Source organism: Streptococcus sp., from assembly GCF_032481935.1.
GTDB lineage: Bacteria > Bacillota > Bacilli > Lactobacillales > Streptococcaceae > Streptococcus.
Map to the genome: position 1 here is coordinate 34,497 of NZ_JAWERU010000011.1, position 24,153 is coordinate 58,649.

22 protein-coding genes and 1 pseudogene are annotated in these 24,153 nt (G+C 37.6%); 13 read left to right on the forward strand and 10 right to left on the reverse strand.

The window, feature by feature from the left end:
- Positions 1–12 precede the first annotated feature (12 nt).
- The 11 genes from E7C97_RS03365 (at position 13) to E7C97_RS03415 (ending at position 10,985) form a co-directional block, all read left to right on the forward strand.
- On the forward strand, positions 13–666 hold the full coding sequence (locus E7C97_RS03365) for a uracil-DNA glycosylase (RefSeq protein WP_316108139.1): 654 nt from the start codon (positions 13–15) through the stop codon (positions 664–666).
- 9 nt (positions 667–675) lie between these two features.
- A complete protein-coding gene (locus E7C97_RS03370) occupies positions 676–1,140 on the forward strand; it encodes an 8-oxo-dGTP diphosphatase (RefSeq protein WP_001135775.1) in 465 nt (154 codons plus the stop codon).
- A gap of 12 nt (positions 1,141–1,152) precedes the next feature.
- On the forward strand, positions 1,153–2,424 hold the full coding sequence (locus E7C97_RS03375) for a dihydroorotase (protein ID WP_316108140.1): 1,272 nt from the start codon (positions 1,153–1,155) through the stop codon (positions 2,422–2,424).
- Between the two features lie 10 nt (positions 2,425–2,434).
- Complete coding sequence (locus E7C97_RS03380; RefSeq protein WP_316108141.1) at positions 2,435–2,695, forward strand: hypothetical protein; 261 nt, start codon at positions 2,435–2,437, stop codon at positions 2,693–2,695.
- 11 nt (positions 2,696–2,706) lie between these two features.
- Positions 2,707–4,047: an MATE family efflux transporter gene (locus tag E7C97_RS03385; protein ID WP_316108142.1), complete on the forward strand. Its 1,341-nt coding sequence runs from the start codon at positions 2,707–2,709 to the stop codon at positions 4,045–4,047.
- Between the two features lie 177 nt (positions 4,048–4,224).
- A complete protein-coding gene (locus E7C97_RS03390; protein ID WP_316108143.1) occupies positions 4,225–5,193 on the forward strand; it encodes a thiamine pyrophosphate-dependent dehydrogenase E1 component subunit alpha in 969 nt (322 codons plus the stop codon).
- Between the two features lie 16 nt (positions 5,194–5,209).
- Positions 5,210–6,202 carry an alpha-ketoacid dehydrogenase subunit beta gene (locus tag E7C97_RS03395; protein ID WP_316108144.1) on the forward strand — a complete coding sequence of 331 codons (993 nt, stop codon included), beginning with the start codon at positions 5,210–5,212 and terminating at the stop codon, positions 6,200–6,202.
- Positions 6,203–6,417: 215 nt separating this feature from the next.
- Positions 6,418–7,461, forward strand: a complete 1,044-nt coding sequence (locus E7C97_RS03400; RefSeq protein ID WP_316108145.1) for a dihydrolipoamide acetyltransferase — start codon at positions 6,418–6,420, stop codon at positions 7,459–7,461.
- Positions 7,462–7,500: 39 nt separating this feature from the next.
- Positions 7,501–9,183 carry a dihydrolipoyl dehydrogenase gene (lpdA, locus tag E7C97_RS03405; protein WP_316108146.1) on the forward strand — a complete coding sequence of 561 codons (1,683 nt, stop codon included), beginning with the start codon at positions 7,501–7,503 and terminating at the stop codon, positions 9,181–9,183.
- A gap of 60 nt (positions 9,184–9,243) precedes the next feature.
- Entirely contained in the window at positions 9,244–10,233 is a 990-nt protein-coding gene (locus E7C97_RS03410; RefSeq protein ID WP_316108147.1) for a lipoate--protein ligase, read from the forward strand.
- Between the two features lie 110 nt (positions 10,234–10,343).
- Complete coding sequence (locus E7C97_RS03415; protein WP_316108148.1) at positions 10,344–10,985, forward strand: hypothetical protein; 642 nt, start codon at positions 10,344–10,346, stop codon at positions 10,983–10,985.
- Positions 10,986–11,070: 85 nt separating this feature from the next.
- Here E7C97_RS03415 and xerS read toward each other — a convergent pair whose 3' ends face one another.
- Both xerS and E7C97_RS03425 read right to left on the reverse strand, forming a co-directional pair.
- Positions 11,071–12,141, reverse strand: coding sequence for a tyrosine recombinase XerS (gene xerS / locus E7C97_RS03420; protein WP_316108149.1), 1,071 nt, complete (start codon positions 12,139–12,141; stop codon positions 11,071–11,073).
- Positions 12,142–12,376: 235 nt separating this feature from the next.
- Positions 12,377–12,640 carry a zinc-ribbon domain-containing protein gene (locus tag E7C97_RS03425; protein WP_316108150.1) on the reverse strand — a complete coding sequence of 88 codons (264 nt, stop codon included), beginning with the start codon at positions 12,638–12,640 and terminating at the stop codon, positions 12,377–12,379.
- Positions 12,641–12,845: 205 nt separating this feature from the next.
- On the opposite strand from E7C97_RS03425, the gene E7C97_RS03430 reads away from it, so the two are divergent.
- Both E7C97_RS03430 and E7C97_RS03435 read left to right on the forward strand, forming a co-directional pair.
- The gene (locus E7C97_RS03430) at positions 12,846–13,859 is read left to right on the forward strand and encodes a hypothetical protein (protein WP_316108151.1); all 1,014 of its coding nucleotides are present in this window, start codon (positions 12,846–12,848) and stop codon (positions 13,857–13,859) included.
- Between the two features lie 560 nt (positions 13,860–14,419).
- Positions 14,420–15,010 (forward strand): annotated as a pseudogene (locus E7C97_RS03435) (IS982 family transposase); the annotation flags it as partial.
- A gap of 568 nt (positions 15,011–15,578) precedes the next feature.
- Here the strand turns inward: E7C97_RS03435 and E7C97_RS03440 are convergent.
- The 8 genes from E7C97_RS03440 to E7C97_RS03475 form a co-directional block, all read right to left on the reverse strand.
- On the reverse strand, positions 15,579–17,129 hold the full coding sequence (locus E7C97_RS03440; RefSeq protein ID WP_316108152.1) for a chloride channel protein: 1,551 nt from the start codon (positions 17,127–17,129) through the stop codon (positions 15,579–15,581).
- A 15-nt stretch (positions 17,130–17,144) separates the two neighbouring features.
- Positions 17,145–17,924, reverse strand: a complete 780-nt coding sequence (locus E7C97_RS03445) for a ribonuclease HII (protein WP_316108153.1) — start codon at positions 17,922–17,924, stop codon at positions 17,145–17,147.
- A complete protein-coding gene (ylqF, locus tag E7C97_RS03450; RefSeq protein WP_316108154.1) occupies positions 17,911–18,762 on the reverse strand; it encodes a ribosome biogenesis GTPase YlqF in 852 nt (283 codons plus the stop codon). Before ylqF ends, E7C97_RS03445 begins: the two co-directional genes overlap by 14 nt.
- A gap of 168 nt (positions 18,763–18,930) precedes the next feature.
- On the reverse strand, positions 18,931–19,263 hold the full coding sequence (imm40, locus tag E7C97_RS03455) for an Imm40 family immunity protein (protein WP_316108155.1): 333 nt from the start codon (positions 19,261–19,263) through the stop codon (positions 18,931–18,933).
- Between the two features lie 76 nt (positions 19,264–19,339).
- Entirely contained in the window at positions 19,340–21,352 is a 2,013-nt protein-coding gene (locus E7C97_RS03460; RefSeq protein ID WP_316108156.1) for a glucosaminidase domain-containing protein, read from the reverse strand.
- A 214-nt stretch (positions 21,353–21,566) separates the two neighbouring features.
- Positions 21,567–22,013 carry a hypothetical protein gene (locus E7C97_RS03465; RefSeq protein WP_316108169.1) on the reverse strand — a complete coding sequence of 149 codons (447 nt, stop codon included), beginning with the start codon at positions 22,011–22,013 and terminating at the stop codon, positions 21,567–21,569.
- Entirely contained in the window at positions 21,994–22,905 is a 912-nt protein-coding gene (locus E7C97_RS03470) for a phosphodiester glycosidase family protein (protein WP_223140948.1), read from the reverse strand. The genes E7C97_RS03465 and E7C97_RS03470 overlap by 20 nt, the downstream gene beginning before the upstream one ends.
- Positions 22,902–23,945, reverse strand: coding sequence for a glycosyltransferase (locus E7C97_RS03475; protein ID WP_398581201.1), 1,044 nt, complete (start codon positions 23,943–23,945; stop codon positions 22,902–22,904). Before E7C97_RS03475 ends, E7C97_RS03470 begins: the two co-directional genes overlap by 4 nt.
- Positions 23,946–24,153: the final 208 nt, after the last annotated feature.

Genomic DNA, 24,153 nt, shown 5'->3' on the forward strand with positions numbered 1-24,153 from the left:
GGAGAGAAAGCTATGCAACACTCATCTTGGCATGCTTTGATTAAAGAGCAATTACCTGAGGGTTATTTTGGGAAAATCAATCACTTTATGGAGCAGGCTTATGCTCAAGGAACTGTATATCCTCCTAAAGAAAAGGTTTTTCAGGCTCTTATAACAACTCCTCTGGAAGAGGTTAAGGTGGTGATTCTAGGCCAAGATCCCTATCATGGGCCTGGTCAAGCTCAGGGCTTGAGTTTTTCAGTTCCAGATTCTATTCCAGCACCTCCTTCTTTGCAAAATATCTTGAAAGAACTTGCAGATGATATTGGAGTTAAGAATTCACATGATTTGACTAGCTGGGCCGAGCAAGGAGTTCTTTTGTTAAATGCCTGCCTTACAGTTCCGGCTGGTCAGGCCAATGGTCATGCTGGGCAGATATGGGAACCTTTTACAGATGCTGTGATCAAGGTTGTCAATAATATTGATAGACCCTTAGTTTTTGTTCTCTGGGGTGCTTATGCACGTAAGAAGAAGTCCTTAGTTACAAATCCTCAGCACTTGATTATCGAATCAGCCCACCCAAGTCCTCTTTCAGTTTACAGAGGATTTTGGGGATCCAAGCCCTTTACCAAGGCCAATGCATTCTTAAAAGAAAGTGGACAAGAGCCAATTGATTGGCTTAGATAAGGAGAGAATATGCCTCAGTTAGCGACAATTTGCTACATTGATAACGGGAAAGAGCTACTCATGCTTCATCGCAATAAAAAGCCTAATGATGTCCATGAAGGAAAATGGATCGGTGTAGGTGGAAAGTTAGAGCGTGGAGAAACTCCACAAGAATGTGCTGCTCGTGAGATTTTAGAAGAAACTGGTCTAAAAGCAAAACCAGTATTAAAAGGAGTGATCACCTTTCCAGAGTTCACACCGGACTTGGACTGGTACACCTACGTCTTTAAGGTGACAGAATTTGAGGGTGAATTGATTGACTGTAATGAAGGAACATTAGAATGGGTTCCTTACGATGAAGTTTTAAGCAAACCGACCTGGGAAGGTGACCATACCTTTGTCGAGTGGCTTTTAGAAGATAAACCCTTCTTTTCAGCAAAGTTTGTCTATGATGGTGATAAGTTATTGGATACCCAAGTGGATTTCTACGAATAAAGGAGTATTGTTATGTTAGTAATCAAAAACGGCCGTGTGATGGATCCAAAGTCTGGTTTGGATCAAGTTTATGATGTTTTGGTTGATGAAGGGAAAATTGTTCAAATTGCTCCTGAAATCCAGGAAGAAGGTGCTCAAGTAATAGATGCTACTGGTCTTGTAGTTGCGCCTGGATTGGTAGATATCCATGTTCATTTTCGTGAACCAGGTCAAACACATAAAGAAGACATTCATACAGGTGCTTTAGCAGCCGCAGCAGGTGGTTTTACAACTGTCGTTATGATGGCTAATACCAATCCAACTATCTCAGATGTTGAGACTTTGCAGGAAGTTCTTCAATCTGCGGCAAAGGAAAAGATCAACGTTAAATCTGTAGCAACAATTACCAAGAACTTTAATGGCCAAGATTTGACTGACTTTAAGTCGCTTTTAGAAGCTGGAGCTGTTGGATTTTCTGATGATGGGATTCCACTTGAAAGCAGTAAAGTGGTCAAGGAAGCCATGGAAGAGGCTAAAAAGTTAAACACCTTTATCAGTCTGCACGAAGAAGATCCTGGTTTAAATGGTACACTTGGTTTTAATGAAAATATCGCTAAAGAACATTTTCATATTTGCGGTGCAACTGGAGTTGCAGAGTATGCTATGATTGCTCGCGATGTCATGATTGCCTACGCAACAAAAGCCCATGTTCATATCCAGCATTTGTCAAAAGAAGAAAGTGTCAAAGTTGTCGAGTTTGCTCAAAATATGGGAGCAAACGTAACTGCAGAAGTAGCACCCCAGCATTTTTCTAAGACTGAAGCTCTTCTTTTGACTAAAGGAAGTAACGCTAAGATGAATCCACCTCTTCGTCTGGAGTCTGACCGTCGTGCAGTTATTGAAGGACTTAAATCTGGAGTCATTTCTGTCATTGCTACTGACCACGCGCCTCACCATGCTGACGAAAAAAATGTTGAGGATATTACCAAAGCTCCATCAGGTATGACAGGTTTAGAAACTTCTTTGTCACTCGGTTTAACTTACTTAGTCGAAGCTGGTGAGCTAACCCTGATGGAATTATTAGAAAAAATGACAGTAAACCCTGCCAAATTGTATAATTTTGAAGCAGGATATTTGGCTGAAAACGGCCCAGCTGATATTACAATTTTCGATGATAAAGCTGACCGAATCGTTGATACGCATTTTGCTTCTAAATCAGCTAATTCTCCATTTATTGGTGAACAATTAAAAGGGCAGGTTAAATATACTATCTGTATGGGACAAATCGTTTATCAAGCAGATTAGGAGCTTGAGGATGAATTATTTTCGTAAACTTAGAAATCGTAAACGAAATGCTTGCCATGGAGTATATTGTCAAGCCGCTAACCGTGCTAAAATTCAGTATGAAACCAAGGAAAAAGCTGATCATGCTGTAGAGTATGATAATGGTGGCTTGGTTAGAAGCTATTATTGCGCCTCATGTAATTGTTGGCACACGACATCAAAAGCTAGTAATCCACCCTTGAGTTTGAGAAAATATGGCTTAAAGCTTTTTGGCTTGGATGAAAAGGAGTAGAAAGAGTAGGTATGCATACAACAAAAACTATTAAAGACAAAATCATCTTATTTTTAAAAATTTTCTTTCCTATTCTAATTTATCAATTCGCTAATTTTTCCGCATCTTTTGTCGATACCACGATGACAGGGCAATATAATACACTGGATCTAGCGGGTGTTTCCATTGCGACTAGTTTGTGGAATCCTTTCTTTACCTTCCTGACAGGGATTGTCTCAGCCTTGGTCCCTATTATTGGTCACCATTTGGGACAAGGAAAAAAGAAAGAAGTTTCTTCGGATTTTTATCAATTTCTTTATTTGGCTTTAGCCTTATCTATCGTACTTTTTGACTTGGTTTTCTTTTTAGCACCAATTGTCTTACAATTCATGGGGCTGGAATTGGCTGTATCCAGTGTTGCCATACGTTATCTGTGGCTCTTAGCCATCGGTATTATTCCACTTTTGCTTTTTAGTGTTATTCGATCGCTACTTGATACGCTAGGATTGACAAAGTTGTCTATGTATCTTATGCTTCTTTTACTTCCTTTAAATAGTGGATTTAACTATTTACTAATATATGGAGCTTTTGGTTTTCCTGAGTTAGGAGGTGCAGGAGCAGGTCTGGGGACTTCCCTTGCGTACTGGGCATTGTTACTGATTTCGACTTTGGTCTTATTAAAGCATAAAAAGCTCAAGGAATATCAACTCCAAAAACCTATGCCTCTACAAATCAAAAAAATCAAGGAAGCTATTTATCTTGGTCTACCAATTGGTGGGACGGTATTTGCTGAGGTTGCCATTTTTTCAGTTGTTGGTTTGATTATGGCGAAATTCTCATCACTAATTATTGCCAGTCATCAGTCAGCTATGAATTTTTCAAATCTGATGTATGCTTTTCCTATGAGTATTTCAACTGCCATGGCCATTGTGATTTCTTATGAGGTAGGAGCTAAACGGTTAGACGATGCTAAACAGTATATCCATATTGGTCGTTTAACAGCTATGGTGTTTGCGGTTTTAACACTTAGTTTTCTCTACATCTATCGTGAAAATGTAGCTAGACTATATGGTCAAGATTCAGAATTTATTCAACTGACAGCATCTTTTATGACCTATAGTTTGTTCTTCCAGTTAGCTGATACCTTTGCGGCACCTTTACAAGGAATTTTAAGAGGTTACAAGGATACGATTGTTCCTTTTTGTCTTGGTCTTCTCGGATACTGGGGTGTTGGGATTCCGCTTGGATTATATCTTGATTATTCGACTAGTTTAGGTGCGTACTCCTATTGGATTGCTCTTATCATTAGTTTAATGGTAAGTGGAATTCTTTATCAGTGGCGTTTACAAGTTATTATGAAAAGATTCAAATAATTTGTTGAAAAACGATGAAAAAAACTTGTGAAATTTGTATTTTACACAAAGAAAAGTCTCGATTTTATTGACTTTTCTTTTTTTATATTGTGAAAAATTACAGGCATATTTTTTGACACTAATTAACCTATAAAGTAAAATAGAACTATAAGAATTTAAACTTAGAAAGGCAAGATTATGTCAACTTTAGATAAAAATCTTTTGCTTGAGATGTTCCGTAAGATGGAAGAAATTCGTCGTATGGACTTAAAAATTGCTCAATTAGTAAAAAAAGGAAAAGTGCCAGGAATGACGCACTTTTCTGTTGGTGAGGAAGCTGCTAACGTTGGGGCTATGTTAGCTCTAAACGAAGATGATTTGATTACTTCAAATCACCGTGGCCACGGTCAAGCTATTGCTAAAGGAATCGACCTTAATGGCATGATGGCTGAAATCCTAGGTAAATATACTGGAACTTGTAAAGGTAAAGGCGGGTCTATGCATATCGCTGACCTTGATGCAGGTAACCTTGGTGCCAACGGTATTGTAGGTGGTGGTATGGGCATCGCAGTAGGTGCTGCCCTTACTCAGCAAATGAAAAACACTGGTAAAATCGTTGTCTGCTTCTTTGGTGACGGAGCGACAAACGAAGGTGTCTTCCACGAAGCGGTGAATATGGCTTCGATCTGGAATCTCCCAGTTATTTTCTACTGTATCAATAATGGTTACGGAATTTCAGCAGATATTAAGAAAATGACCAATGTTCAACATATCCATGAACGTAGCGCAGCTTACGGTATTCCTGGTATGTTTATCGAAGATGGTAACAATGTAATCGTTGTCTACGAAGGATTTAAGAAAGCAGTGGACCATGTTCGCTCTGGTAAAGGTCCTGTCTTGATTGAGAGTGTAACCTACCGTTGGCTTGGTCACTCATCTTCAGACCCAGGTAAATATCGTACACGTGAAGAAGTAGAAGAGTGGAAACAAAAAGATCCAATCGAAAATCTTCGCAAGTACCTTGTTGAGAACAAGATTGCAAGTGCAGAGGAACTTGAAGCAATTCAAGCACAAGTTAAGGAAGCAGTGGAAGCATCTGTTAAATTTGCAGAAGAAAGTCCATTCCCTCCGCTTGAATCAGCATTTGAAGATATTTACGCAGACTAAGGAGAAGTAGAGAAATATGGAAACAAAATTAATGTCTTTCCGCGATACCATTATCCTTGCAATGTCTGAGGAAATGCGTCGTGATGAAAATGTGCTTTTGATGGGTGAAGATGTCGGAGTTTTTGGTGGAGACTTCGGAACTTCAGTAGGTATGCTTGAAGAATTTGGTCCAGAACGTGTTCGTGACTGTCCGATTTCTGAAGCGGCAATTTCAGGTGCAGCAGCTGGTGCTGCTATGACAGGGCTGCGTCCAATCGTTGATATGACTTTCATGGACTTTTCAGTTATTGCCATGGATAATATCGCCAACCAAGCAGCTAAAACTCGTTACATGTTTGGTGGTAAAGGTCAAGTGCCTATGACAATCCGCTGTGCAGCTGGTAACGGAGTTGGTTCTGCAGCTCAACACTCACAATCATTGGAAACATGGTTTACGCACATCCCAGGATTGAAAGTAGTAGCTCCAGGTACACCAGCTGATATGAAGGGACTTCTCAAGTCTTCTATTCGTGATAACAACCCTGTTATCATTCTTGAATACAAATCAGAATTTAACCAAAAAGGCGAAGTGCCTGTTGATCCTGACTACACCATTCCACTTGGTGTCGGAGAAATCAAACGCGAAGGAACTGATGTCACTGTTGTAACATACGGAAAAATGCTTCGTCGTGTTATGCAAGCAGCTGAAGAATTGGCTGAAGAAGGAATCTCTGTAGAAGTAGTAGACCCACGTACCTTGGTTCCTTTGGATAAAGAAATCATCATTAACTCAGTTAAGAAAACTGGAAAAGTGGTTCTTGTCAATGACGCTCATAAGACAAGTGGATTTATCGGAGAAATCTCAGCTATCATTTCTGAATCAGAAGCATTTGATTACTTAGACGCTCCAATTCGTCGATGCGCAGGTGAAGATGTACCAATGCCTTACGCACAAAATCTTGAAAATGCAATGATTCCGACAGTTGAAAGCATCAAAGATGCAATCCGTAAAACGTATAACAAACAATAATACATAACATAAATTATGTAAAAAATCAACAATATGAGAAACTTTGTATCTTTTAGGTGCAGAGTTCTCTGCGTACTTAGTATCTTAGATTAGAGCACGGGCTAAAAGCTCGGAAAAAAGATAAATCTCCTTGACTTCATCGAAGTCTGCGTTGATTTCCTATTTTTCGGTCGCTTTTAAACGCCCTTTGCATCATAAATAGAATAGGAGAGGTCATGGCTGATGATAAGCTAAGAGCGACTCCTGCGGCTAGAAAATTAGCAGATGATTTAGGGATAAATCTCTACGACATTTCTGGCTCAGGCGCAAACGGTCGTGTCCACAAAGAAGACGTGGAAACATATAAAGACACTAACGTGGTTCGCATTTCACCACTCGCAAAACGAATTGCACTAGAGCATAATATTGCTTGGCAAGAAATTCAAGGAACAGGTCATCGTGGTAAAATCATGAAGAAGGATGTTTTAGCCTTTCTTCCTGAAAATATCGAAAACGATACGATTAAATCACCTGCTCAAATTGAGAAAGTGGAAGAAGTTCCAGATAACGTAACACCTTATGGAGAAATCGAGCGTATTCCGATGACTCCTATGCGTAAGGTTATTGCTCAACGTATGGTTGATTCTTACTTGACTGCACCAACCTTCACGCTTAACTATGATGTAGATATGTCTGAATTGCTTGCCCTTCGTAAGAAGGTCCTTGAACCAATCATGGAAGCAACTGGTAAGAAAATCACTGTTACAGATCTGCTTTCACTTGCGGTTGTTAAGACACTGATGAAACATCCATATATCAATGCTTCGTTGACTGAAGATGGTAAGACAATCATCACTCACAATTATGTCAACCTTGCGATGGCAGTTGGTATGGATAATGGATTGATGACACCAGTTGTCTATAATGCAGAAAAAATGAGCTTGTCTGAGTTGGTAGTTGCATTTAAGGACGTTATTGGACGTACCTTGGAAGGAAAACTAGCTCCTAGCGAATTGCAAAATTCAACCTTCACCATCAGTAACTTGGGGATGTTTGGTGTTCAATCATTTGGTCCTATCATCAATCAACCAAACTCAGCAATTCTCGGGGTTAGCTCAACAGTTGAGAAACCAGTTGTAGTTAATGGTGAAATCGTGATTCGTCCAATTATGAGTCTTGGATTGACAATTGACCACCGTGTCGTAGATGGTATGGCTGGTGCTAAGTTTATGAAAGACTTGAAAGCTTTAATTGAAAACCCAATCTCAATGTTGGTTTAAAGAGTTTATTTTTAGAAATATAGATAAAGGAAGTAAGATATGGCCTTAGAAGTAATTATGCCAAAAGCCGGCGTGGATATGACAGAAGGACAAATCGTCCAATGGAATAAAAAAGTCGGAGAATTTGTAAAAGAAGGAACTGACAAAGTCAGCATGGAATTAGAAGCAGAAGAAGACGGTTACTTGATCGCTATCCTAAAAGGTGACGGCGAGACTGTTCCTGTTACTGAAGTTATCGGTTATCTTGGTGAAGAAGGGGAAAACATCCCATCAGCTGGAGCAGCTGCACCAGAAGCTAAACCAGCACCTGCAGTAAGTGCTTCAAACGATGATGGTAAGAGCGATGATGCTTATGATATCGTTGTTATCGGTGGTGGACCTGCTGGTTATGTTTCAGCCATTAAAGCAGCTCAATTAGGTGGTAAGGTTGCTCTTGTTGAGAAATCTGAACTTGGTGGAACTTGCTTAAACCGTGGATGTATCCCAACTAAGACTTACCTTCACAACGCCGAAATTATCGAGAGTATCGGTCATGCAGCAAATCGTGGTATTGTGATTGAAAATCCTAACTTCACTGTTGATATGGAAAAACTTTTAGAAACTAAATCTAAAGTTGTTAATACACTTGTTGGTGGTGTTGCAGGACTTCTTCGTAGCTACGGAGTTGATGTTCATAAGGGTATCGGTACTATTACTAAAGATAAGAATGTCTTGGTAAATGGTTCTGAATTGCTTGAAACTAAGAAGATCATCCTTGCTGGTGGTTCAAAAGTAAGCAAAATCAACGTTCCGGGTATGGAATCACCACTTGTGATGACTAGTGACGATATTCTTGAAATGAACGAAGTTCCAGAAAGTCTCGTTATCATCGGTGGTGGTGTCGTTGGTATCGAACTTGGACAAGCCTTCATGACATTTGGCTCAAAAGTTACTGTTATCGAAATGATGGATCGTATCGTTCCAGCTATGGATGCTGAAGTATCTAAGAATCTTCGTTTAATCCTTGAACGTAAAGGTATGACAATCTTGACAGACACTAAACTTCAAGAAATCATTGAAGAAGATGGCAAACTTCGTATCAAAGTTGAAGGAAAAGATGATATCATCGCAAATAAAGCTCTTCTTTCAATCGGCCGTGTTCCAGATCTTGAAGGAATCGGAGAAGTTGAGTTTGAGTTAGACCGTGGTCGTATCAAGGTTAACGAGTACATGGAAACTTCTGTTCCTGGTATTTATGCACCAGGTGATATCAACGGTACTAAGATGTTGGCTCACGCTGCCTTCCGTATGGGTGAAGTAGCTGCTGAAAACGCCCTTAAAGGAAATCACCATGTTGCTAAATTGAACTTGACTCCTGCAGCTATCTATACACTTCCAGAAGTAGCAGCAGTTGGTTTGACTGAAGAACAAGCTCGTGAGAAATACGATGTCCAAATCGGTAAATTCAACTTTGCCGCAAACGGACGTGCAATTGCATCAGATGCTGCTCAAGGATTTGTTAAAGTCATTGCAGACAAGAAATATGGTGAAATCCTTGGTGTTCACATCATTGGTCCTGCAGCAGCTGAATTGATCAACGAAGCGTCAAGCATCATCGAAATGGAAATCACTGTAGAAGAAATGCTTAAAACAATCCACGGTCACCCAACATACTCTGAAGTTATGTACGAAGCATTTGCTGATGTTCTTGGAATGGCCATCCATTCACCTAAGAAAAAATAAAAATAGATAGACTAGGCTGGAAAGATATTTTCCAGTCTCTATCGTATTAGAAGGTAACTTATGAAATACATTATCAATCATTCAAATGACACTGCCTTTAATATTGCTTTAGAGGAATATGCTTTTAAACACCTTTTGGACGAGGATCAAATCTTCCTTCTTTGGATCAACAAACCATCTATTATTGTAGGACGTCACCAAAATACGATTGAAGAAATTAACCGTGACTATGTTCGTGAAAATGGAATTGAAGTAGTCCGACGAATCAGTGGTGGTGGAGCTGTTTACCATGATTTGAACAACCTTAACTATACAATCATTTCAAAAGAAGATGAAAACAAGGCTTTTGACTTCAAGAGCTTCTCTACTCCGGTTATCAATACCTTAGCTGAACTTGGTGTTAAAGCTGAATTTACAGGCCGTAACGACTTAGAAATAGACGGTAAGAAATTCTGTGGAAATGCACAAGCCTATATCAATGGCCGTATCATGCACCATGGTTGTCTTCTCTTTGACGTGGATTTGTCAGTCCTAGCTAACGCACTTAAAGTGTCTAAAGATAAGTTTGAATCAAAAGGGGTTAAATCAGTCCGTGCTCGAGTAACGAATATTATCGATGAGTTGCCAGAAAAGATCACTGTTGAAGAATTCCGTGATTTACTCTTGGAATACATGAAAAAAGAATACCCTGAGATGACTGAGTATGTATTCTCAGATGAAGAATTGGCTGAAATCAATCGTATCAAAGATACTAAGTTTGGAACTTGGGACTGGAACTATGGGAAATCACCTGAATACAATATCCGTCGTGGAACTAAATTCCCAAGCGGTAAGGTGGAAATCTTTGCTAATGTCATTGAATCAAAAATTCAAGACATTAAGATTTATGGTGACTTCTTCGGTATCGAAGATGTAGCAGCTGTAGAAGATGTCCTTCGTGGTGTTAAATACGAACGTGAAGACGTCCTCAAAGCCCTTCAAACCATTAACTTAGGCCGTTATTTCGCAGGAATTACTGCTGAAGAAATTGCAGAAGCAGTTGTTGAATAAAGTAAAAGATATCCATTTAACATGGATATCTTTTATCTTAGACTTGATATTCAAAAATAATGAGAGTAGAATAAAGAAGAAATCTTAACAAAAAAAGGGGATTATATTCGATGATGAAAATTCCAGTGGAAAAACTTGCTCTATTTGAACAGTTAGATCGTATAGTAGTGGCTTTTTTTAGCAAGAAACAACCTTCAAGTCCATATGATTTGAATATCAGTATTACACAAGAACACCTTGACCAGAAAAAGCAAGAGCTAGAACCATTAGGCTATCAGAGTGTCCAACTACCATTAGGAATGGCTTTAGATAATATCATTCAGCAACCTCATTATCAAAATTTAATCATTGGTGGACTTGCTCCCGACGAAATTATAGTCAGCAAAGAAGAATTAATGCCTTTGAAAGATATTGTGGACAGTTTTTGTATTATGTACGCTGCAGCGAATAACAGACTGGAAAATAGTAAGGCTTATGAATTAATGAAAGATAAGACGGTTTATTTTATTGGTAAACTATTTACAGATTTTCCAAAAAACGGTGATGAAATTGCTTATTTAGGAATTGATCGAGTAGCTAGCGATGGTACACCATATGAAGCAGTTAAATGCTTTCTAACGGAAGAGAGTGCAGAGAAGTTCAATGGTGAAAAAAAACCTGTCACCCCTGCAAATTTGGCCTATCTAAAATCATTCTGGGGAAAACCAGTCATTATTGAGCCACACCGTAATTATTGGATTGAATTTTTATAGAAAGAATAAAAGAGCGTAAGATTCCATAAAAAATCCTACGCTCTTTTTCTAACGCTAAAATATTACATAATTTATATTATGTGTTTTATAAACTATCTAAGGCATTTTTCTGTTCGTCATTAACGATATGCGTATACAAGTCCGTTACCTGCGTGCTTGCATGCCCAAGTTGATGGCTGACCAAAACTTGGGATTTGGTTGCATCATAGAGACGAGTTGCTAATGTATGGCGCAGTTTGTGGGGGGTTACGCGGACTTTAAAGTCTTCAGAATACTTGGCCACCATCTTTTCAACACTAGAAGCATCAATCCGGTTTGGAACACCTCTATACAAGGTCAAAAAGAGGGCTGTATCGGTCTTTTCAGTCTTATAACGTTTGTCTCGAATAGCAAGATATTGCTCTAAATAAGGCTTAGCAAAGGCAGCGACATTAACCGAGTCACGTTTTCCGCCCTTACGAGTAACATCGATGACCATCATTTTGAGATTGAGATCACGAAGATCTAGGTTAACTGCTTCGGAGAGACGGACACCAGATGCAAGAAGGAGTGCAATAATGGCTAAATCTCGCTCCTTATTCTTGTTAAAGGACGATAAGGCTCGATTTGAGAGAGTTTTAGGGTATTCCTGGTCGATATAGTTAAGGAAACCTTCCGTTTCATCGCCTAAAAAGAGTTTTTGCTTGATATTCTCAGCCCGTGCAGCTAAAGTTTCTTTCTTTTTCTTGGTAGCAACCTTCTTCATGACATTACGGTAGAAATAAGGTTCCCCTTGTTCGTTTTCAACTTCCTCAGTCAAGTACTTATAGAGACTAGAAAGTGCTGAAAGTGTACGGTTTATTGTTGTTTGAGAGACACCATTTTTAGTTGTATTAGCATTAAGCAAAGGACGTTCACGTAAGTAAAGAATAAAAGATTCCATGTCTTTCTTTGTCATGTTCTCAAGAACATCTAAGGGAATATTTGCCATAGTATCAGCATTCGATATACCAGATTCCAAAACCCAGCTAAAAAATCGATCGTATTCCTTTAAGTATTCGTACAAGGTCGTAAAACTGTATGGAACAGCTAATTTCGATTGATAGTATTCAAGAACATACCAGGGCATAACTTGTTTAAGTTTATCAATCCGTTCTAATAAGATCTCGCGTTTCATGTTTTTCTCCAAATCTTTCTATACTAATAGTATAGCATAGCTAGATATATTTTTCAAGAAAATTATAGTTTTTCGGAAAGATGATATAGGAGATATTTGGGCTTGCCTAACTAACTATAAATATAACCAAAAAAACTAAAAATTTTTCAAATGTACATTTTGACAATAAAAAACACTTTAATATAAATTTAATGATCTTTAGAGTGTTTTTAGCTTGTTTGATTTTAATATTCTATTACATCTTTAATCTAACAAAATGCTCCTGTTTTCTTCTTAAACCTTTGCAAATCGAACATGCCTTTTTATTTCGTTTTCTGTACGCCATTCTTTCTTTAACTTGAATTTTATAACGATGATCTGGGTTTTCCTGACATATCCACCATACAGACATATTACTCAACTCTGTGATTTCAGTTTGACTTGCTATTAGAAGGTTATTTAAATAATCCCATTCAAACAACGGAATTAAATTTGTTTTTTGCGCTAAAATGATGCGCACGTTTAGAATAAAACAAGTATTAAACTTAATACAATTTTAACATAGCGAAAAAGAGGTGTAAAGAATAAATATTCTGAAAAGCTTGTATACATTTTTGATTCGTGCACAAGTATGTAATATGTAAATATTGTAAAACAATTTCAAAATGTGGTAGACTAGATATGAATTTTGATGGACGATAATTAGGTCAGAGAAAAGGTTACAGATGGAAAAATTAGTTTTTATCGGAATGCTAGTGTTCTTGGCATTTGTGTTTATTGGAATATTGTTTTGGCTGCGTTTTAGAATGAAGAACACCTTTGAGAACGGTGTTCCAGTGTACGATGCCCCAGCAAATAATCAGACTAGGACGAGTAAGCTAAGCGTAGGAGAGTATGCAGTGCACATAATTTTAATACTAATTAGCGCTGTAATTGCCTTTAAGGTCATGAGCATGTTCCGTCATGGGGCGGCGCCAATTGGTGCTGCTATAATCACGCCTTCTATAATGTCGCTTTTCAATGCACGAAGGAGAACCGGGAAATCTTGGATGGGTATCGTTGCAGTGCTTATGATATTCGTGTTTTTGATGTTTGTATATATAATTATAGGTCTACCTGATAACGCACCTCCACTTAAAATTGACGGAACTGAAATTCATCTTACAGAGACTAATATTTCGGATTTGATAGACAAGGGATTTGAAATTTATGTGTCAAATGGTAGACATGATTATCCTAATTATAACGAGCTTTTGACAACGGGAAGCTATACTAAATACCAAGGAGCTGGGGTTAGCGTACCAAACGGCTTTAAGTCATATGACTCAGCAGTTACGCGATCGACTTATCTTCTTGTAAAGAAGAATGTAGTTCTCGGATGTATAGGTGTTTACGGAGATAAGAGGAAGAGTACGGAGCTGAAGGACTGTGTAGTTACGCAGGTTTGCTTCGATTCTGAGTGCACAGCTGTTGCCACAAAATATGGAATTTCATATAATATAGATGGTATAGATTTGCTAAAGAAGCTTGACGAAAACGAGTTCACGAAAGTATTTGGGAAAAAAATATGGCTGACTCCAAGCGAGCCAAGAGATGAATATTTGGGTCATTATGGTGTGCAGTGGGGAGCAGGTAACAATGAATTCTTTTGGAATCATTATTTTATGAATTTAGACCTTGATTCGAATAATGATATAGTTAATTTTAATTTTAGTTCTAATATTGCAGCAGAGCGATAGAAGAATTTGCAGGGATAATTAGGCAAAATGAAAAAGAAAAAAGTACTAAGTAAAACAAAGTATGCTATTTATCTTCTAGTGGTCCACCTTATATGCATACTTTTCACTATAAGCAAAATAGTGATACCTTCATGGGGTCACTGGTTAGAGACGACACGCTTTCTTTGGACAAGCTTTCCTACCTATGTATGCGTGTTAGTAGCCGTTTTCCCAATGGTATGCTTTTGGCCATATTTGATTAGTGCAGATTTTAAGCCGGGTACAGCAAAGACCTTGCTTGCGACTTTTGGTCTAATAGTAGGTAACGTGACTCTAATTTTGATATATACGACTATTTTGCACAAGGTATTATAGGTATAAAAAAATCCCTTTATAGGTATTAAAAAATCCCTTTATAGGTATTAAAAAATCCCTTTATAGGTATTAAAAAATCCCTTTATAGGTATTAAAAAATCCCTTTATAGGGATTTTTTGATTGTTTCAAGTAGCTTGTCATATTCTTCAAATGCTGGAACCTCAGGATGCTCCTTCTTGATGATTCGGTGCTTCTAAACAAGAATCCTTGTGGGTGTCTCCTTGAAAGAAGTCGGTTTAATCGACGGTCAAGGCAGTTGATTTGGTTAGTCCAAATTATTCGGCAAGCCATAAATACTCAAATTTCTCCCAATAACATTGTCATCATAGATAGTTTCCCCTTATCACGTTGTCAACCAGTCCGTAATCATAGAGCACATGTTTTTAATGAACTAGCCGACATTGGTTACAATTCCTCTAAGCACCTTTGGGTCTATGGATTCAAAGTACATATGCTGGTCACCCTATCAGGCTATATTCTGAATTATGTTGTAACGCCTGCCTCAGTACATGATATTAGGGCAGTTGATGACTTACTAGAAAATTGTTCTCAACTCTATGTTTTAGCTGATTTAGCTTATCTTAGCTATGAACTTAGAGAACAGTTGAAACAGAAAGGTTACCATCTTTGGACGCCTTTACGTCAAAATATGGCAAGAGCTAAACAACATAATCATTGTAAACTAATGGCTATGAGACGGACTATTGAAACTCGATTTTCAGAACTTTGTGCTTTTTTTGATGTCGAACAAACACTTGCTAGAGGCTTAACAGGATTGCAGTTGAGAATGGAGTAAATTGTACTGACTTATAATCTGAGATACTTTGAGATTAACTAGCACCACGAGTAAAAATCTATATCTTGCGTTCAATAGGAACTTAAATAAGCTTCAAAAAATGCACAATTGAACCACTACTTCTTCTGCACCTATTAGAGTAAAAATGTACAAATCAATTCCTTAAATCAGATGATGTTATGAACTAGAAAATATACAAAATAACACTTCAAAATAATGTACAAAATAAAAATAAAGTACACTCCTTAAAGAATGTACTTTATGCTTCTAATTCAGTTGTATCAATAGTTTAGCTCACGTTAAGTCAATTGTACATAAACTTTTAATTTTGAAAAAATCGCTTATAATTTGGTAATTCATTGCTTCATTGAACTTATAGTTTTAAAATTTCTAATCTTCTTCAGTCTATTCAAATATAATATAAAAACTCGATTCCATCTTTTAGGGACCGAGTTTTTGTTTTTATATTGTTTTCATCTATAAGAATCTGTCGATCAAATAAGTCTGAAAAATCTTTTTCTTAAATCATTATCTGATACAACATAACATAAATTATGTAAACGGGTTCCTACAGCAACAAATCTTTTACTTTTCCAATTTCACTTTTTGGAATCACGAGATGAATCATATCACCTAGATACATCCTTGTAGATCCATTAACTGTTTTACTTTTACCGTTATGTACTTGGGTTGTGATGAGGACATTATGAGGTAAATTGAGTTCGTGTACTTGTTTACCAGCTATTTTGTCTGAAACCGGAATTTCAATTAGTGTAACTTCTCCATCATCAGTTGCTGATTCAGGTAACATTTTTTCCAGCATAGCTTCATAGACAGGCGCTCCTTTTAGTAAATCCATGACGATGTAGGCAACTAGTGTCACCATACCTAAAGGCATGAGATTGCGGATGTCACCAACCATTTCCGTCACAAGAATCATAGCTGTCAAAGGTGCTTTTGAGATAGCCCCAAAATAACCGCTCATTCCAAGAATTACAAATATAGGAAATTGCTGTTGGGTAACAAGGCCTAGATTGACACAAATAACGCCTACTAGAGCACCAAGTAAGGAGCCTAAAGCTAAAATTGGCAAGAAAATACCACCTGGCAGTCCACTTCCGTAACTAATCATGCTCCAGATAAAGCGAATGATGAAGTAAATTAAAAGAATTTGGAAACTATAATCTTGTTCTGTTAAGGATAAGACAACCTGATTGCCTCCACCAAGTATTTGAGGTAGAAATATTCCTACTGGAATAATAAAAATAAAGGCAAAAATTGGATGATAAGCTTTGTCAATGTGAACCTTTTTCCCAATCCAATCATAAACTTTTCCGACATTCAGAACGGCTTTTTCATAAAGAAAACCTGAGAGTCCAAGAAAAATTCCCATCACCAGATAAATCCAATATTGGCTCAAGTTCATGAGAGGGATATTGTCCGGCATATCAAGTACAGGTGTTAAGCCAAAGATAAGAAGGGAAACAAAGTTTGCTACTAGACTAGCAGCCAAGGTAGAAACCCAGAAGAATCGTGAAAAATGGTGATAGACTTCTTCTACTACAAATAATAACCCCGCAATCGGTGCATTAAAGGCTGCAGCAAGTCCAGCAGCAGCTCCGCTAGCAATCAAAGAACGCTCCTCAACAGGGCTAGACTTGAGCCATTTAGCAATTCCTTTTCCTCCAGCGGCACCTAGCTGAATACTGGGACCTTCACGGCCTAACATGAGTCCGCTCGCAATTGCTAATATACCTAAAATATATTTTTTCCAGAGAATACTCCACCATTTGAGAGACATGAGACCTTTTAACTCTGCCTCAACTTGAGGAATACCAGAACCTTTGATATCTTTTTCTGAGCGTGTTAATTTGGCACTAACTAAGCAAATTAGCATATAAAACAATAAAATAATCAATAGATTCCGTATCAGATTCTCTTGGTCTTGATAAAATCCTTGAACGATATGAAAGCCTTTTTCGATCAAAAATCGAAATGATCCTACAATAATTCCTACGACTAATCCGACAATAATACCTCGCCCTACTTGAGCTAAGATCGTACTGGACGCGAAGGCAAATTCTTTCTTGGAACTAAGTATTTCCGATTGTTCCTCCATAATTCTCTCCTTTAATTATCTTTTACTAATTTCTGAAACGATCGTTTTAATCGGTTCAAAACTGGTGCGATGAATAGGTGTGACACCATGCTTTTCAATTCCTTCTAGATGCTTAGCAGTTCCATAGCCAGCATTTTGAGCAAAATCATAGCCTGGAAATTCTTCGTCATAGTTAGCCATGATCTTATCTCTTGTAACCTTAGCAATGATAGATGCTGCTGCAATAGATAAGGAGTTGGCATCACCTTTGATGATGGATGTCTGAGAAATCGGCAAATCCAACTTCATAGCATCAATCAAAAGATGTTCTGGTTGAGGGTCAAGCTGAGAGATAGCTTCTTTCATAGCTAGTTTAGTTGCTTCATAGATATTGACTTGATCAATGACTTGATTGTCCATAATGCCAATACCAATTGCTAGAGCATTGTCCTTAACGGCTTGAAAAATCTCCTCATGTTTTTTCTTAGGGATCTTTTTACTGTCATTCAAGCCTTTTATCTTACAATTATTTGGCAGAATGACTGCTGCAGCAACAACAGGCCCAGCTAAAGGCCCACGTCCAACTTCATCTACACCTGCAATTAAGCTAATACCTTGAGCATAAAGCTCTTTTTCATAGCTAAGCATGGCTTCTATGCGGAGATTTTCATCAATTTCAGCTTGAATGGCTTTCTTACGCTTTTCAATTTCCTTTTGTACACCTGAACGAGAATCTTTTTCAAATTCCTTAAACAGAGGACTTTCAAGTTCAGTTATCTTTGCTAATTCTTCTTTTATTTCTTTAATCGTTGCCATCGAGGTCTTCCAATGTATCTAATGTATAGTTACCTAGTTTTCCATCACGAACTTCTTTGACGAAGAGATTGTAAAAACGATCATAATCATCACGGAAACCAAGGATACGAGTCATGTCCATGATAATTTCAGGAGCTTCATCGTCCAGATTCATTTGTTTAAAACGTTCTTGAAGCTTATCAGGATAATGTGTTTTAAAATAATTAAGCCCGAAGATCGTCACTTCATCCATTGGAAGCAACTGATCTTTGATAGCTCCAGTTAATGCAAGCTTGAGTGCTACGGTTTCATCTTCGAATTTTGGCCAGAGAATCCCCGGAGTGTCCAAGATTTCAAGGTCCTTATTGGTTTTAAGCCATTGCTGACCTTTTGTCACACCTGGCTTGTTACCAACTACAGCAATTTTCTTACCAGCCAAACGGTTCATCAGGGTTGATTTACCAGCGTTTGGAATACCGATTATCATGGTACGTAAGGTTTCGATTTGAATCCCACGTTCCTTTTGACGAGCGATTTTATCTGCCATGAGTTTCTTAGCAGCATCCGTTACGACTTTTACCGTAATTTGCTCTTTAGAATTGATTGCCAGTGTTTGAATGCCTTGTGATTCAAAGTGCTGACGCCATTCTTTTGTTAATGCTGGGTCTGCTAGGTCTGCCTTGTTCAAAATCAATAGTCTTGGTTTATCTCCGATGATTTTCGTCAGCATCGGATTTTGACTTGACAAGGGCAAACGTGCATCTACTAAAACTGTCACAAAATCAACGAATTTTAAATTTTCCTGAACCTGACGACGCGCCTTAGACATGTGTCCAGGAAACCATTGAATAGTTGCCATGAGAGTATAATTCCTTTCTCTTATTGGATTTGTATCTATTTTTCCAGTTTCAAAAATTAAATACAAATCCTTTTTCTAAAATAAATCACTATCTTTTATTATAACATGATTTCTCGTATTTGACGCTTGATTCAATGCCGATTGTAAAATGTTTTCTAAGTAAATCAGTCACAAATGAAATTTCTCATTGTCTAAAACGATTGAAAAATAATAGTGTTCACCATGATTTTTTACATAGTTGCTGATATACTTTTCTGTTTGGAAAATGGATTTCCTGCTATCAATAGTTGGATCTTGTTTTTCGTAATACCAATTATCATAAGTATGTGTCAATTGGCCATTCTTGTAGCAAAAAACATCTCCACCTAGTATAATTTGATTATTGGTTTTGAGATTATCAAGTAAGTCTGGGATTACTGAATAATCATAAGCGTATGCGTCAATCCCTAAGTCACGTAAATCAATTCCTCTTATATTTGTATTCTCGAAATACTGTTTCATAAAGTTCATTTTTCAAGTTTCTCTTGATAAGCAAAATCGATAACCACTATACAGTCGTTATCGATTTTAATAATTTTTAGTCTTTTTCACCAAGCTTGCTGTTAATTGACATCATGATGCTTGCAATTTTTTCTCCCCAGTATGGATCTGAAGCATAAAGAACATTCATACCTGATGATTTATTTCCTAGGTATGTTCTGCCATTATCGATGTAATTTTCGCGAATCCACTTAGCTGCACCTAAGATACCCTTGTCAACATCGTCAAAGCTTTTAGCTGAATCATATGGTGTTGTATCGTAAGCTGCGATACCAAAGAAGTTATTTTTATCCTTAGCAATTTGGCTACGTCCCCATGAACTTTCAAGGGCGCTATGGGCAATTAGATAGAGAGCGTTGATCTGATAGCGTTCTTCAGCTTCTTTAAAGATTGCACCCTTACCTGCCAGACGACTTCCCTTGATATTCATAAGAGAATAGACTTTATCTAATTCTTCAGCTGTGTAATTGCTTGGTTTTCTTAAATCTCTAAATAAGAAAGGATTTTCAACTGTAAAGTTTTCAAAATTGATACCATCAGCTGAATAGTATTTTTTGCCAATTGCCATTGATGAACTATGAGGTGCTACACGGATACTTGCGTATGGTGACAATTCGTGGTAGAGATAGTTACCATCAGTGGCATAGTGAGGAATAAAGTCACTATCAGAGCTGACCGCTACTAGATCACTCTTGTTCATATATCCTGAAAGGCCTGAAATTTTGACTGGAAGTCGACCGTCTTTGGCTTCTGCACCATCAATCGCTACAATACTTCCTTGGGAAATATAGCTGAGTTTCTCACCAGAAGCGCTATATACATTTGCTGTAATTGGTTTTACTTTATAGTATGCTGCTGTATCAGAAATCCATTTTCCATTGCTTTGGAACGTATAGTCTTTCCCGTTAATGGTGAAGTTCCCAGTTACATAAGCTCCGTCTTCTTTTAAATAATACCAAGCATTGTAGTCCTTATCGAAAATCCATTCATTTTTTGCCATATAACCAAAAGGTTTGAGATAGTAAGAACCTACCCATTGATTTTCAGCATAGGTGCCGTCTGATTTGAGATAGAACCAGCTCTTGTATTTTTCATCGAAAATCCATTCACTTTTGGCCATGGCTCCACTATCTTTTAGATAGTATTTCTCTTTCCATTGGCTACTTAACATGACACCGTCTTTATTAAAATAGTACCATGAACCGCTGATTTTCTCCCACTTGTCGCGAATAATTTTTCCTGATGCTGTAGCATAATACCACTTATCTTCGAGTTTTGCCCAGGCATTTTCTGCCATAGCTCCACTAGTCTTGAGGAGATAGTCTTTATAAATAGTAGCACTTAGCATGGCACCAGATTCATCAAATCGATACCATTGTCCATCAATCTTTGCCCACTTGTCACGATTGATTTTACCTTCTTGATTCCCATAATACCATTTATCAGCAATTTTTACCCAGCTATTTTCAGCTAAGGCACCACTTGCTTTGAATAGATAATCATCGTAAACAGCATTGCTGATCATGATACCATTTTCATCGAATCGATACCAAACACCAGCTATCTTTTTCCAATTATTACGAGTAACTTTCCCGTCCTCAGTGGAATAATACCACTGGTTGTCAATTTTTACCCAAGAAGATTCTGTCAAAGCACCGCTATTATTCAATAGGTAATCATTAAAGATAGTATTACTAAGCATGATACCATCTTGATTAAAATAGTACCAAACACCAGCTATTTTTTTCCAATTCGAAACTGGCTGATTATCCTCATAATAACGCCATTGGTTATTTTCTTTTTGCCAACCTTCTTTGTTAACTACTTCTACTACTGTTTCTTTTGAAGGTTGTTCTTTGGTCTCTGGAGTTTGAGAAGTTGCTTTTTCAGCTTCGCTTTGATTTTTCTTTTCATTGCTGACTGTATTCGTAGCAATCTTTTCTGATGATTGAACATTATTGGTAGCTTGAGAATCCTCGGCATAGACGGTCGTTTTTGCAAAACCTGCCATAGAGAGGGCAACTGTACTTGCCAGCAATATTTTTTTCATTCTTTTCTCCTTACAAATATCTAAATAGTGGATTTGATGTTTCTATATATTGTGTAAAAAACAGTAATTATCCACTATATTATACAATATTCTGTTAAATATAAAAGTAGTATCTTTCAGAAGAAAAGAACTTGTAATATTTTTAAAATATTTTAGAAATAAAAGTCAATAAAAAGTAGTCGAACATCAGCTGAACGACTACTTTTTTATAACATTATGCCTGACCATAGACTTCTTTGCGATTTGTTTTAGTTGCTTTAGTAGAATTCTTCCAAAGGTTTGGATTGATGAAAATAGTGACGATTGCTAGTATTGCAAACCCAATCCCAACATACCAGTAGGGTGCATCCAAGGTTGTTGAGCGTCCAGAAAGATTGACAATTCCTCGGAAAAGTGTACCCGCTGTAATAATCGCTACTGACGAATTCCATAGATTCAGACTAATACGAGAGAAATGAGGGAGAACCTTGAGAAAGATTGCTAGTAGAATCCCCCCTACAAGAGGTGCTGCAAATAAATAGTGCATATGAACAGAAGTTTCTCCAAAACTAAAAGCTTCATAAATTCTAGAAAATGCAAAGAAGAAAATAGTGATTAGTGTGTAAGAAATGACTGCTTTCTTAAAACGTTTTTTGCCAAGATTAGTAACCGATGTAGACAATGTCACTCACCGCCCTTTCTGAAATTTTGTTTCCACCAGTCGTTGGTTTATTGATAACCTGACCGTTGAAATAAAGTGTAGATGATCCACCGCCATCAAGATTGTAGGCAGTCTTTGCACCATAAGATTTCATGACCTCAGCTAGCTGATAAAGAGAGAGTCCTTCACTTTCTGATGTACGTCCATCTGAAACAACGATGATATAGTGATTTTCATCGATAATACCAATAGCTGTACGAGGATTTGAAGCCATTGCTTGTCCTACTTCTGTATTGGTATCAACTGCAATTTCACCATTTTCGACCAAGGCTGGTCCAAAAGCCAAGAGATTGACGACACCGTCATTAACTAGTTGCTCAGCTGATATCTGATCTTCGTAAATAACCTTGAAAGAGCCGTCTTTATAAATAGCTAAGTCGCCATTACTAGAATCTTCACGAACAGTATCACGATAGACAACGCCATTACGGATAACATAACCTGTAGAGTTAGCACCATAGTAGTCCCCGTTTACTGCTAAAATGGCATTGTTGTCAGCTGCGGTTACAGAGGTTTTTGCAGTTACGTTAGTTCCATAAGCATTTTGAGCAAAGGCAGTTTTCAGATAATCTGATGAGCTCAGAGTAATATCAGCAACGTAGACTTGTGTATTATTGACCGTCGTTTCAGACAAATTGACGGAAATATTGTCATCTTTATAACTAGAGTCAGTGACAGTAGCTGTCTTAGCAGCTTGAATTGCTGCTGCAGCATTGGAACTTGTGCTAGTTGTGGCAACTGTCGAGATAGTTTCAGCGAGGACAAAGGTCTTTAGCATGGAGTAACTAAAGGATCCTGTCAAGAGTAGGCCAAGAACTGAGGCATAAGCATAGCGTTTCTTTAAAAATTTCATAATACAGTTGATGTCCTTTCTTTAAAGATGAATTTCTTCTGCACTGTCCAAGAGACAGCGAAGAGAAGGATGCCGACGATAACTTTGGCAATCAGAAGGTTGATTCCAAAGACTGTAAAGAAGAGACGAATCAGTAGCGTGTCTAAGACAAAGAGTCCGACTGCTAGACCAAAGTACCCCATCCCTGTTTTTACAAGGCTATCGTCATTTTTAAAGACTAGTTTTTTATTTGTAGAATAGTTGAAAATAGAGCTAGTCACACGAGCGACTCCGTTCGCTAGAAAAATTCGTAGACTCGTCGGAACTGTCGGCAAAATCAAGATTGCTAGGGCGTAAACGACATAGTCTACAACAAAGCTACTGAGAGATGATAAGGCAAATTTAAAGATATTTTTATAAATCATGAGCCCGTCTTGGATTGGGCGGAAGTGTGAAGCCTCATTGTCATTAATATAGACAGTTTCAATAGGAACTTCTAAAATCTCGTATTCTTTCGTTGCTTCGAGCAACATATTCATTTCATATTCGTAACGTTGGCCTTCAATCTTAAGCATAAACGGTATCAAGTTTGTAGTAAAAGCACGAAGACCTGTTTGCGTATCTGTTACTCCTACTCCTGTTTGAAGCTTAAAGAGAGCTTTGGTTAAGCTGTTACCAAAACGGCTACGAAGGGGAACTTTTCCTGAAAAGGCACGTACACCTAAGATTAGCTTGTTTGGATTTTCGGAAGCTTTATTAGCCGTGCGGAAAATATCCCATACCTTGTGCTGTCCATCAGCATCTGCTGTGACAACCGTACCATAAATGTTTTGTTCTTGGATATAAGTAAAGGCTGTTTTTAGAGCCTGCCCTTTACCTTTGTTCACTTGGTGACGGATGACAGTAGCATATTGTTCTGCTTTGTCAAAGATTTTTTGGCACTCTGATGAACTGCCGTCGTCTATGACTAAGATATGAAAATCACTCTTTTCATGAATTTTTTCGATGAGTTTGATAAGTTTATTATCTGGTTGATAAGCTGGAATGACTATGTAGTTCATATCGATACTCTTTCTTTGGTGATGGTATAACTATACAGAATATCGCTTAAAAATACCTTATATCAGTTTTCTTTAAGATAAGGTTTAAAAAACTTTAAGCTTAAAGAAAAGACTTATCAATTAATAAGAAATTTAGTTTGAATTTTCAGATAAAAATAAATATACAAATTCCAAAAAATAAAATCTGTTTGGTACAGATTCTAACTAT